Here is a 12,433-nt window from a genome sequence, read left to right on the forward strand (position 1 = left end):
GTGACCGGCCCGGTCACCGTAGACGTACGCGTCGACCCGCCCTATCCGGTGATCATCGGCACCGGTCTGCTCACCGAACTGCGACAGACGATGCAGGGCAGACACAAGGTCGCCATCCTGCACCAGCCGGTGCTGGCGCAGACCGCGGAGGCGATCCGAACGGCGCTGGCGGACAACGGCATCGACGCGCACCGCATCGAGATCCCCGACGCCGAGAAGGGCAAGGACCTGCCCGTCGTCGGGTTCATCTGGGAAGTGCTGGGCCGCATCGGCATCGGCCGCAAAGACGCGATCGTCAGCCTCGGCGGGGGAGCGGCCACCGACGTGGCCGGGTTCGCCGCGGCCACCTGGTTGCGCGGCGTCGACATCGTGCACGTACCCACCACGCTGCTGGGCATGGTCGACGCGGCGGTCGGCGGGAAAACCGGCATCAACACCGACGCGGGCAAGAACCTCGTGGGGGCGTTTCACCAACCCGCCGCCGTGCTCGTCGATCTGGCCACGCTGGAAACGTTGCCGCGCAACGAACTCGTCGCGGGGATGGCCGAGATCGTCAAGGCCGGTTTCATCGCCGACCCGGTGATCCTGGACATGATCGAGGCCGACCCGCAGGCCGCGCTCGACCCCACTGGCACGGTGCTGGCGGAGCTGATCCGGCGCGCGATCGCGGTCAAGGCCGAGGTGGTGGCCGCCGACGAGAAGGAGTCGCAGCTGCGCGAGATCCTCAACTACGGCCACACGCTCGCCCACGCCATCGAACGCCGCGAGCGCTACCGGTGGCGCCACGGGGCCGCGGTGTCGGTGGGGTTGGTGTTCGCCGCCGAACTGGGCCGGCTGGCCGGCCGGCTCGACGACGACACCGCGGCGCGGCACCGGTCGATCCTGACCGCGCTGGGCCTGCCGGTGAGCTACGACCCCGATGCGCTGCCACAGCTGCTGGAGTACATGGCCGGCGACAAGAAAACCCGCGCGGGGGTGTTGCGGTTCGTCGTGCTCGACGGGCTCGCAAAACCGGGGCGCCTGGAGGGCCCCGATCCGTCGCTGCTGGCTGCGGCGTACTCGGAGGTGACGTCATGACCCAGACGGTGCTCGTCCTCAACGGCCCCAACCTCGGCCGGCTGGGCCGCCGCGAACCCGAGGTGTACGGCAGCACCACCTACGAGGACCTGGTCGCGCTGATCGAACGCGAGGCCGCGGAGCTGGAGCTCAAAGCCGTTGTGCGGCAAAGCGACAGCGAAGCCGAGCTGCTGAACTTCATCCACGCTGCCGCCGACGCCGGCGATCCGGTGATCCTGAACGCCGGCGCGCTGACCCACACCTCGGTCGCGCTGCGCGACGCTTGCGCCGAGCTGCGCGCACCGCTGATCGAGGTGCACATCTCCAACGTGCACACCCGCGAAGAGTTTCGGCACCACTCCTATATCAGCGCGGTGGCCACCGGCGTGATCGTCGGCCTGGGGGTGCAGGGTTATCTGCTGGCCCTGCGGTATCTGGCCAGCCTCGGTGCCGAAGGTCGCTCGTCGGTGGAGGGCACCGAGTAGCAGATCGCGGTCGAGATGATCGTCGGCAACACCAGCGTGAGCAGCAGCACGAACCCGACGATCACCAGGTTCGGTTCCGTCAGCCAGGCGTCGGGAACTCGCGCCAAACTGACCGCCAACCAGGACCCGCCGATCGCGAGCACCACGATTCCCGCCGTCGCGAACTTGATCGACCGCAACTCCAGCAGGGTCGGTTCGGCGGTGTTGGACAACGACTTTCGCAACGCCCGGGTGCGCACGGACACCAGCGCGAAATCGGCGACTATGAACACCGCACAGGCCAGGATGATGGCGCCCTCCAGCCACAGTGCGGGCCGGTGCCCGTACATGAAGCGCAGGTAGTCGATCGAGGTCTCCGACACGATCAAAGTCGCCGTCATCGCGGCCGCGAACGTCAGCCAACCGCCCAGTTCCGCCATGAAGCAGTACGCGCGGACGTCGTCAGGGTCCTGATCGGCCACCTTATTGACGGCGTGGCTGGCCAACATCCAACCCAGCCCGCCGAACAGCGCCACCGCACCGGCGGCCAGCATCCCCGTCGACACCGCGCCCTGCGTCCAGGCGATCGCACACGTGGCGCGCCGCGCGCCGTCGGGCACCTGGGTGCCGGTGATCAGGCTGAACAGGAAGCTGTCCAGCATCAACACGAGCACCGCGGAGGAGAACAACGCCAGCGTGTGCACGCCTTCGCGGCTGTTCTTGTCGAACAGCAGGGCGATCGCGGTGATCAGGAAACCGCCGAGAACACCGGCGAGCTGGGAGTTCGACGCGGCCGAGGACAGCACGCTCCACTGGTCGGACGTGCAGAACTCGTCCGGGTTCACAGCGGGTGGCGGTCAGCCCCGATCAGGGTTGATCCTCGCGACGCACTTCGGTGGTCTGGGTTTCGTCGGCGCCGCCGGGGTGGCGGACGGCGGCGAACACGTCGGTGTCCGCGCGGTCGTCGTCGCTGTGGTGCAGGTGCGGGGTCTGGTCAGCCTTGCGGTCGACGAGCCAACGCCCGAGCGCGACGCCGGCGATGGCCATCACGAACACCAGCAGCGCGGTGAACGCCGCGAACGTGGTGACCTCGTTGATCAGCGCTTCGACGTAGAGCGCCTGGTAGAAGAGCGAGATGAACCACGCCACCACCCCGCTGACGATGCCCGCGAACAGGCCGGCCAGCAGCCAGGTCATCGCCAGGTCACCGCGGCGGTCCGGATCGGGGTTGGCCTTCGCGTCGGCGCGGCCGTCGGCCACCCCCCACACGAACACCGCGATGGCGTACAGCACGACCAGCACGACGCTGATCAAGCCGGCCTTGGTTTCCCACGCATTGATCATCGCCCCCTGCAGCAATCGCACGATCACCATCAGGGCCGCGAACACCAGTCCGCGCAGCAACCACTTACTCATGGGGGATCACCTTAGCGAGTAGCTTCATCACCTGTGACTATTTCACAGCGCAGGGCCCGGTTGCGTGACCGGCTCGCCGCCGCCGACCTCGACGCCATGCTGATATCGAACCTGGTCAACGTGCGTTACCTGTCCGGTTTCACCGGATCCAACGCGGCGCTGCTGGTCCGGGAGGACACCGAAGCGCCGGTGCTGGCCACCGATGGGCGCTACCGCACCCAGGCCGCCCAGCAGGTCCCCGACGCCGAAATCGTCATCGAGCGGGCATGCGGACCGCACCTGGCGCGCCGCGCCGCCGCCGACGGGGTGCGACGGCTGGGCTTCGAAAGCCACGTCGTGACCGTGGACGCCCACACCGCGCTGGCCGACGCGGCAGGCGACGACGTCGAGCTGGTGCGGGCGGCGGGCACCGTGGAGGGTTTGCGCGAGGTGAAGGACGCCGGTGAGGTCGCGTTGTTGCGGCTGGCCTGCGAGGCAGCCGACGCCGCGCTGGCCGACCTCGTCGAGCGCGGCGGGCTGCGGCCGGGCCGCACCGAAAAGGAGGTGCGCCGCGAGCTGGAATCGCTGATGCTCGACCACGGCGCCGACGGCCCCTCGTTCGAGACCATCGTGGCGGCCGGGGCGAACTCGGCGATCCCGCACCACCGGCCCACCGACGCGGTCCTGGCGGCCGGGGACTTCGTCAAGATCGACTTCGGTGCGCTGGTCAGCGGCTACCACTCCGATATGACGCGCACCTTCGTGCTGGGGCCGATCGCGGACTGGCAGCGCGAGATCTACGACCTGGTCGCCGCGGCGCAGCGGGCCGGGCGCGAGGCCCTGGTCCCTGGCACATCGCTGCGGGAGGTGGACGCGGCGTCGCGGCAGGTCATCGCCGACGCCGGCTACGCGGACAACTTCGGCCACGGCCTCGGCCACGGCGTCGGGTTGCAGATCCACGAAGCGCCCGGAATCGGTGCGGCGTCCGCCGGTACACTGCTTGCTGGTTCCGCGGTGACCGTGGAGCCCGGTGTCTATCTGCCCGACCGTGGCGGCGTCCGCATCGAGGACACGCTCGTCGTTGGCGAATCGGGCACACCCGACTTGCTCACCCGGTTCCCCAAGGAACTGGCCATTCTCTGAACAGGAGTACAACCGACTGTGGCAACGACCGCCGACTTCAAGAACGGCCTCGTCCTGGTGATCGACGGCCAACTGTGGCAGATCGTCGAGTTCCAGCACGTCAAGCCCGGCAAGGGCCCGGCCTTCGTGCGGACCAAGCTCAAGAACGTCGTGTCCGGTAAGACCGTCGACAAGACCTACAACGCCGGCGTCAAGGTCGAGACCGCGACCGTGGACCGCCGTGATGCGACCTACCTCTACCGTGACGGCTCCGACTTCGTGTTCATGGATTCCGAGGACTACGAACAGAATCCGCTGCCCGAATCGATGGTCGGCGACGCGGCCAACTACCTGCTCGAGAGCATGCCGGTGCAGATCGCCTTCCACAACGGCACGCCGCTGTACCTGGAGATGCCGGTCTCGGTGGAACTCGAGGTCACCCACACCGAACCCGGACTGCAGGGCGACCGCTCCAGCGCGGGCACCAAGCCCGCCACCGTCGAAACCGGCGCCGAGATCCAGGTGCCGTTGTTCATCAACACCGGCGACAAGCTCAAGATCGACACCCGCGACGGCAGCTACCTAGGAAGGGTGAATGCCTGAACGTCGGGCCGAGCGTGGCCGCCACCAGGCCCGCAAACGCGCCGTCGACCTGCTGTTCGAAGCCGAAGCGCGCAACATCACTCCTGCCGAGGCCGCCGATGCGCGCAATGCCTTGGCGGACAAGCAACCCGACGTCGCACCGCTGAACCCGTACACGGTGACGGTGACCCGCGGCGTCACCGAGCACGCCGCGCACATCGACGACCTGATCTCGGCGCACCTGCAGGGCTGGACCCTGGACCGGCTGCCCGCCGTCGACCGCGCGATCCTGCGGGTGGCGGTGTGGGAACTGCTCCACGCCGACGACGTGCCCGAACCCGTGGCCGTCGACGAAGCCGTCGAGCTCGCCAAACACCTGTCCACCGATGACTCGCCGGGTTTCGTCAACGGCGTGCTGGGACAGGTCATGCTCGTGACGCCGCAGATCCGGGCCGCCGCCCGAGCCGTGCGGGGCGACGGCGAATAGCGCGCGTCCGGCCTAGTGGCCGTGGCCGTGGTCGGACGGTTGCTCGGGTGCGGGCAGGTTCAGGGTCGTGGTGGGTGCAGACGCCGGCGCGGGTGGGCGTGGCGAATAGCTGATGCCGTTGGGTTCGTGGCCGACCGGGATGGTCGCCGTCACCGACGCCTCATCCAAATCGATGGCCGACACCGTGTCGTCGAACGTGTTCGTCACCCAGGCCCGCGTCGCCGTGTCGTCGATGACGACACCGTGCGGCCCTGATCCGGCCTCGACGACCGCCCGCGGTGTCATGGTCTCGGTGTCGATCACCGAAACGGTACGGCCGGGCGTTTCGGCGGTTCCCTGGTTGGCGCTCAGCACCGCGTCTTCCTCGCCGCTCAAGTACACCTGCACCGGCGGTGTCGGAACGTCCGTGCTGCCGACCACCTTCTGCGTGGTCAAATCGACCTTCACCACCTTCGGGGGTTCGCTGACGCTGCTGTAGACGTAGCGGCCGTCCGCGGAGACGGCGACCTGTACCGGTTCGGTGCCCACCGGCACGGAGCCGGTGAGCGAATGGGTCGTCGGTTCGATCAGGTCGAGCCGGCCTTCCATATTGGCGACGACGACCACCGAACCGTCGGCCGCCGCCCGAAGTCCGTGCGGCATACCGCCCACGTCGATGGTGGCCACGGGCGTCAACTCCGTACCCCCGTAGACCGACACCGTGCCGTCTCCGGCGTTGCTCACATACACGTTGCCGTTCGGGGCCTCGATCACATGCGCGGGCGCCGCCCCGGTCGGGGCCACGGCCTTGACCGCGTACGCCGCGGCGTCGATCGCGACCACCGTGTTGGTGCTGCCGCTCACCGCGTACGCGATATCCCCACCCGAACCCAGCTGGACGTTGTGGGGTGCCTTGACGCCCTCGACCGTCATCACGACCGCATCGGTGGCGGCGTCGACGACCGAGAGGCTGTCGGCCCCCTCGTTGGCGACCCACACCGAGCCGGACACCGCGGGCTGCGGTTGGTCCTGCTCGTCGGGTTCACCGGTCTGCTCGGCACACGCCGCGAGCATCCCTGCGACCAGGAGGACAACCGACACGACGGCGACGCGAAACCGCACTGACATCATCTCCTTCAGCCAACGCCCAGCATGGCCCGTCGCGCGGCGCAACGCCAGTGGCCGCCGTTCCCGCGGTCGGCCCAGCAAGGACATTAGGCTCAGGTGCGCATGTCGAAACAGGGCTCGGCGCCGACGCAGCCGGAATCCGGTGTGCGCAAGGCCGTACGGACTTTGCACCCCGGCTATTTCGCGCTGGTCATGGCAACCGGGATCGTGTCGATCGCCATGCAGTACAAGGCCGCAGACGCCGTCTCGGTCGCCCTGCTGTGGCTCACCTGCATCGCCTACGCGATTCTCGTCGCGTTGAGCTTGGCGCGCGTTCTCGCGTTCCGCGCCGAGTTCAGCGCCGACCTCGCCGACCCGCGCCGCGGGTTCGGCATGTTCACGTTCGTCGCGGCCACCAACGTGCTCGGCACCCGGCTGGCCCTCGACGCCCACTACCGGACCGCGCTGACGCTGTTGGTCGTCGCGGTGGTGACCTGGGTGGTCCTCGGCTACGTCGTGCCGTGGACCGCGGTCCTCGGGCACCGGCTGCGCCCCACGTTGCACGTCGCCAACGGGGCGTGGTTCATCTGGGTGGTCGCCAGCCAGTCCGTCGCGGTGCTGGCGGCCGTGCTGCAGCCCCAACTCGGTTCTGGCCAGCGGGAATTGGCGTTGATCGCGGTGTTCTCCTGGTCGGTGGGGGTGTTCCTGTACGCGGTCGTCGCGGTGCTCGTCATCGTCCGGGTGATGCTGTATCCGTTCCAGCCCGAAGACCTGACCCCGCCGTACTGGGTGGCCATGGGCGCCACCGCGATCACCGTGCTCGCCGGGGCTCGAATCGTCGAGATGGCCGATGCCCCAATGGTTGCTGCCACCCGCGGCCTCATCGCCGGCGCGTCGGTGACCTTCTGGGCCTTCGGTAGCTGGCTGATCCCGCCGCTGATCGCGGGGGGTATTTGGCGGCATTTCATCCACAACATCCCGTTGCGCTACGACGCGACAATGTGGAGCGTCATCTTCCCGCTGGGCATGTACGGCGTGGGTGCGCTCTACCTCGGGCAGGCCGATCAGCTGCCGGTGGTGGCGGCGATCGGCGGTGTCGAGATCTGGATCGCGCTAACAGCATGGGCTTGCACGTTCGCGGCGATGATGTACCACCTGCTCACCACCGCCCGGCTTCATGCGGTACGCGATAGGTAGGTGATCTTCTGATTCCTAGGGCCACATCGGTTTACGCCAAAACGGTACTGAGTTCAGCATTCGATGGTTGTCTGGGATGGTGAACACGGCGACCACGCCGAACGCCGGCGCACAACGCATCGTCAACCTGGCGTTGGCAACGTGGGTCTCCGCCATCAACTTCTGGGCTTGGAACATGATCGGCCCGCTGTCGACGTCATATGCCGGGGACCTGTCGTTGAGCAGCACCGAGGCGTCGATGCTCGTGGCGACACCGATCCTGGTCGGCTCCTTGGGCCGGATCGTCATCGGGTCGCTGACCGACCGGTTCGGCGGACGCGTGATGTTCATCGCGATTTCGCTGGCGTCCATCGTTCCGGTGCTTGCGGTGGGCGCAGCGGGGGCGGCCGGTTCCTATCCGGCGTTGCTGGTGTGCGGCTTCTTCCTCGGCATCGCCGGCACGATCTTCGCCGTCGGCATCCCGTTCGCCAACAACTGGTACGAGGCGTCGCGGCGCGGCTTTGCGACAGGCGTGTTCGGCATGGGCATGGTCGGCACCGCGCTGTCGGCGTTCTTCACCCCGCGGTTCGTCGGCTGGTTCGGGCTGTTTCCCACCCACGTCATCATCGCGGTCGCGCTGGCGCTGACCGCGGTGTTGTGCATGGTGGCCATGCGCGACTCACCGACGTTCGTCGCCAACACCGACCGGGTGATGCCGAAACTGAAGGCCGCCGCGAAGCTCCGCGTGACCTGGGAGATGTCGTTTCTGTACGCGGTGGTGTTCGGCGGCTTCGTCGCGTTCAGCAACTACCTGCCCACCTACATCAAGACGATCTACGGTTTCTCGGCGGTCGACGCGGGGGCGCGCACGGCCGGTTTCGCGCTGGCCGCGGTGCTGGCCCGCCCCGTCGGCGGCGTGCTCGCCGACAGGTTCGGACCCAAATACGTGGTGCTGACGTCGTTCGCGGGGACCGCACTGCTGGCGTTCATCGCGATGTTCCAGCCCCCGCCGGACGTGTGGTCGGCGGCGACGTTCATCACGTTGGCGGTCTTCCTCGGTATCGGCACGGGCGGCGTGTTCGCCTGGGTCGCCCTGCGGGCGCCCGCGAAGTCGGTGGGCTCGGTCACCGGCGTCGTCGCCGCCGCAGGCGGTCTGGGTGGTTACTTCCCACCGCTAGTGATGGGTGCCACCTACGACCACGTCGACAACGACTACTCGACCGGGCTGGTGCTGCTGGTGGCCACGGCGCTGGTCGCGTTCACCTACACCGCATTTCGGCTACACGCGCACGAACCGACGGCAGCCCGCAAGGAGGCCACCCAATGACCACCACACCGCCGCGCACCGGCGGCCGGATCGAGGAACTTCTCGAACGCAGCGGCCGCTTCTTCACTCCCGGCGAGGTCTCCGCCGACGCGCGCACCATCACCCGTCGCGGTGGCCGCCAAGGCGACGTCTTCTACCGCGACCGCTGGAGCCACGACAAGGTCGTTCGGTCCACCCACGGCGTCAACTGCACGGGATCCTGCTCCTGGAAGGTCTACGTCAAGGACGGCATCATCACCTGGGAGACCCAGGAGACCGACTACCCCTCGGTCGGCCCGGACCGCCCCGAGTACGAACCGCGCGGCTGCCCGCGCGGGGCGGCGTTCTCCTGGTACACCTATTCGCCGACCCGGGTCCGCTATCCCTACGCGCGCGGTGTGCTCGTCGAGATGTACCGGGAAGCCAAGGCGCGGCTGCGCGATCCGGTGCTGGCGTGGGCCGACATCCAGGCCGACCCCGAGCGACGCCGCCGATATCAGCGGGCCCGCGGAATGGGCGGGCTGGTGCGGGTCGGCTGGGCCGAGGCCACCGAGATGATCGCCGCCGCGCACGTGCACACGATCAAGCGGTACGGCCCCGACCGGGTCGCCGGCTTCTCGCCGATCCCGGCGATGTCGATGGTGTCGTTCGCGGCCGGGTCGCGGTTCATCGAACTGCTCGGCGGGGTGATGACATCGTTCTACGACTGGTACGCCGACCTTCCGGTGGCCTCGCCGCAGGTGTTCGGCGACCAGACCGACGTGCCGGAGTCCGGCGACTGGTGGGACGCGGCCTATCTGATGATGTGGGGCTCCAACGTCCCGGTCACCCGCACCCCGGACGCGCACTGGATGGCCGAGGTGCGCTACCGCGGCACCAAGGTCGTGGCCATCAGCCCCGACTACGCCGACAACACCAAATTCGCCGACGAATGGATGCCCTGCGTCGCCGGTACCGACGGTGCGCTGGCCATGGCGATGGGGCACGTGATTCTCACCGAATGCTATGTGCGCAAACGTGTTCCGTTTTTCATCGACTATGCGCAGAAGTTCACCGACCTGCCGTTCCTGGTCAAGCTCGAGGAGCGCGACGGCGCGCTGGTGCCCGGTAAGAACCTCACCGCGGCCGACCTGGGCGAAGGGTTCTCCGAGCAGGAGAACGCGGCGTTCAAACCGGCCGTGCTCGACGGTGTCACCGACACGGTCGTGGTGCCGCACGGTTCGCTCGGCTTCCGCTACGGCGACGACGGCGTGGGGAAGTGGAACCTCGATCTCGGCGAGGTGGCGCCCGCGCTGACCGTCGCGCCCGCACCGGGTGAGCAGGGTGAGGTGGCCGAGGTGGTGCTGCCACGCTTCGACAGCATCGACGGGCAGGCCACCACGTTGGCGCGTGGCGTGCCGGTGCGCAGGGTAGGCGAGCACCTGGTGTGCACGGTATTTGACCTGATGCTGGCGCAGTACGGGGTGGCCAGGCCGGGATTGCCGGGACAGTGGCCGTCCGGTTACGACGACCCCGTCCACCCTTACACCCCAGCGTGGCAGGAGCCGATCACCGGAGTGTCTGCGGCCCAGGCGATTCGGGTGGCCAAGGAGTTCGCCCGCAACGCCGAGGAGTCCGGCGGCCGGTCGATGATCATCATGGGCGCCGGGATCTGCCAGTGGTTCCACGGCGACGCGACCTACCGCGCGGTGCTGGCGATGCTGCTACTGACCGGTTCGATGGGGCGCAACGGTGGCGGCTGGGCGCACTATGTCGGCCAGGAGAAGTGCCGGCCCGTCACGGGGTGGGCGACGATGGCGATGGCCACCGACTGGTCACGCCCGCCGCGGCAGATGCCGGGCACGTCGTACTGGTATGTCCACACCGACCAGTGGCGCTATGACGGCTACCGCGCCGACGCGCTGGCCAGCCCGACCGGGCGCGGCAAGTTCAAAGATCGCCACACGATGGATGTGCTGGCCTCGGCGTCGGCGATGGGGTGGAGCCCGTTCTACCCGCAGTTCGACCGGTCCAGCCTGGACGTGGCCGACGATGCGCGCGAGGCCGGCCAGGACATCGGCGACTACGTCGCACAGCAGCTGGCGTCGGGCGAGCTCAAACTCGCCGTGACCGATCCCGACGACCCCGGGAACTGGCCGCGGGTGCTCAGCGTGTGGCGCTCGAACCTGCTCGGCTCGTCGAGCAAGGGCAACGAGTACTTCCTGCGCCACCTGCTGGGCACCGACTCGAACCTGCAAGCCGATCCCGCGCCGGAGAGTCTGCGCCCCAACGGTGTTGCCTGGACCCTGGACGAATCCGGTGACATCCCCGAGGGCAAGTTGGACATGCTGATGTCGATCGACTTCCGGATGACATCGACCACCTTGCTGTCCGACGTGGTGTTGCCGGCCGCCACCTGGTACGAGAAGTACGATCTGTCGAGCACCGACATGCACCCGTATGTGCATGCGTTCAACGCCGCGATCGACCCGCCGTGGGAAACCAGGTCCGACTACGAGGCGTTCGGGGCGATCGCGCGGACGTTCAGCGCGCTGGCGGCCAAACATCTTGGTAAGCGCACCGACGTGGTGATGGGCGCCATGCAACATGACACACCCGGTGCGATGGCGTGTCCCGGTGGCACCGAACATGATTGGCGCGAAACCGGGGAGACCCCGGTGCCGGGTAAGACGATGGGTCCGTTGGCGGTGGTCGAGCGGGACTACCCGGCCGTCATCGACAAGTGGCTGACGCTGGGGCCGCTCGTCGACCGGCTCGGGTTGACCACCAAGGGTGTGACGTTTCACCCGGACAAGGAGGTCGACGAGCTCGCCGCCAAGTTCGGTGTGATGAACTCCGGTGTCGCCGAAGGACGTCCGGCGATCACCTCTGCCGAGCGGATGGCCGAGGTGATCCTGGCGTTGTCGGGGACCACCAACGGTCGCCTCGCCGTCGACGGGTTCCGTGACCTGGAGCGACGCACCGGCAGGCGTCTGACGCACCTGGCGGAGGGCAGCGAGGAGCGCCGAATCACCTTCGCCGACACACAGGCCCGCCCGGTGCCGGTGATCACCAGCCCGGAGTGGTCGGGCAGTGAAACCGGCGGCCGCCGGTACGCGCCGTTCAGCGTCAACATCGAGGAGCTCAAGCCATTTCACACGCTGACCGGCCGGATGCACTTCTACCTCGACCACGATTGGTTGGAGGAACTCGGCGAACAGCTGCCGATCTACCGGCCGCCGCTGGACATGAACCGGCTGTTCGGCGAATCGCAGATCGGCACGGAGGGGGTGGGCCTGACAGTGCGCTACCTCACGCCGCACTCCAAGTGGTCGATCCACTCCGAGTACCAGGACAACCTGTTGATGTTGTCGCTGTCGCGGGGCGGACCGACGATGTGGATGAGCCCCGGTGACGCCGCGAAGATCGGTGTGGCAGACAACGAATGGGTGGAGGCCGTCAACCGCAACGGCGTGCTGGTGTGCCGGGCGATCGTCAGCCATCGGATGCCCGACGGGGTGGTGTTCGTCTACCACGTCCAGGAGCGCACCATCGACGTGCCGCTGTCCGAGACGACCGGTAAGCGCGGGGGCATCCACAACTCGCTGACCCGGCTGCTGATCAAACCGAGTCACCTGGCAGGCGGCTACGCACAGAACGCGTTCGCGTTCAACTATCTCGGACCGACCGGTAATCAGCGTGACGAAGTGACGGTCGTGCGGCGGCGCAGCCAGGAGGTCGTCTTCTAATGCGCCGAGCGAAACGTGGAGAGCGAGGCAT

11 protein-coding genes are annotated in these 12,433 nt (G+C 68.0%); 8 read left to right on the forward strand and 3 right to left on the reverse strand.

The annotated features are described in order from the left end of the window. Complete coding sequence (gene aroB / locus ABQE93_RS21395; protein ID WP_448410425.1) at window positions 1-1,077, forward strand: 3-dehydroquinate synthase; 1,077 nt, start codon at window positions 1-3, stop codon at window positions 1,075-1,077. After that, complete coding sequence (gene aroQ / locus ABQE93_RS21400) at window positions 1,074-1,541, forward strand: type II 3-dehydroquinate dehydratase (protein WP_448410335.1); 468 nt, start codon at window positions 1,074-1,076, stop codon at window positions 1,539-1,541. The genes aroB and aroQ overlap by 4 nt, the downstream gene beginning before the upstream one ends. On the opposite strand, the gene ABQE93_RS21405 is transcribed toward aroQ, so the two are convergent. After that, window positions 1,469-2,365, reverse strand: a complete 897-nt coding sequence (locus tag ABQE93_RS21405; RefSeq protein WP_448410336.1) for a hypothetical protein — start codon at window positions 2,363-2,365, stop codon at window positions 1,469-1,471. The two genes, aroQ and ABQE93_RS21405, sit on opposite strands and share 73 nt — an antisense overlap. A 22-nt stretch (window positions 2,366-2,387) precedes the next feature. Next, window positions 2,388-2,936, reverse strand: a complete 549-nt coding sequence (locus ABQE93_RS21410; RefSeq protein WP_448410337.1) for a B-4DMT family transporter — start codon at window positions 2,934-2,936, stop codon at window positions 2,388-2,390. Window positions 2,937-2,969: 33 nt separating this feature from the next. Here ABQE93_RS21410 and ABQE93_RS21415 point away from each other — a divergent pair, with 33 nt between their 5' ends. The 3 genes from ABQE93_RS21415 to nusB are packed head-to-tail and all read left to right on the forward strand — an operon-like array spanning window position 2,970 to window position 5,106. Next, entirely contained in the window at window positions 2,970-4,058 is a 1,089-nt protein-coding gene (locus ABQE93_RS21415) for an aminopeptidase P family protein (RefSeq protein WP_448410339.1), read from the forward strand. 18 nt (window positions 4,059-4,076) lie between these two features. Next, complete coding sequence (efp, locus tag ABQE93_RS21420) at window positions 4,077-4,640, forward strand: elongation factor P (RefSeq protein ID WP_448410341.1); 564 nt, start codon at window positions 4,077-4,079, stop codon at window positions 4,638-4,640. Then, on the forward strand, window positions 4,633-5,106 hold the full coding sequence (gene nusB / locus ABQE93_RS21425) for a transcription antitermination factor NusB (protein ID WP_448410342.1): 474 nt from the start codon (window positions 4,633-4,635) through the stop codon (window positions 5,104-5,106). The genes efp and nusB overlap by 8 nt, the downstream gene beginning before the upstream one ends. Before the next feature lie 12 nt (window positions 5,107-5,118). Here nusB and ABQE93_RS21430 read toward each other — a convergent pair whose 3' ends face one another. Next, complete coding sequence (locus tag ABQE93_RS21430) at window positions 5,119-6,213, reverse strand: YVTN family beta-propeller repeat protein (protein WP_448412456.1); 1,095 nt, start codon at window positions 6,211-6,213, stop codon at window positions 5,119-5,121. 102 nt (window positions 6,214-6,315) lie between these two features. On the opposite strand from ABQE93_RS21430, the gene ABQE93_RS21435 reads away from it, so the two are divergent. The 3 genes from ABQE93_RS21435 to ABQE93_RS21445 all read left to right on the forward strand — a co-directional run bounded on the left by ABQE93_RS21435 (window position 6,316) and on the right by ABQE93_RS21445 (window position 12,402). Then, window positions 6,316-7,389, forward strand: a complete 1,074-nt coding sequence (locus tag ABQE93_RS21435) for a tellurite resistance/C4-dicarboxylate transporter family protein (RefSeq protein ID WP_448410345.1) — start codon at window positions 6,316-6,318, stop codon at window positions 7,387-7,389. A gap of 79 nt (window positions 7,390-7,468) precedes the next feature. Further along, on the forward strand, window positions 7,469-8,695 hold the full coding sequence (locus ABQE93_RS21440) for a nitrate/nitrite transporter (protein ID WP_448410346.1): 1,227 nt from the start codon (window positions 7,469-7,471) through the stop codon (window positions 8,693-8,695). Continuing rightward, entirely contained in the window at window positions 8,692-12,402 is a 3,711-nt protein-coding gene (locus tag ABQE93_RS21445) for a nitrate reductase subunit alpha (RefSeq protein WP_448410348.1), read from the forward strand. The genes ABQE93_RS21440 and ABQE93_RS21445 overlap by 4 nt, the downstream gene beginning before the upstream one ends. Window positions 12,403-12,433 lie beyond the last annotated feature (31 nt).

The sequence above is a fragment of the Mycolicibacterium sp. XJ662 genome (assembly GCF_053484035.1).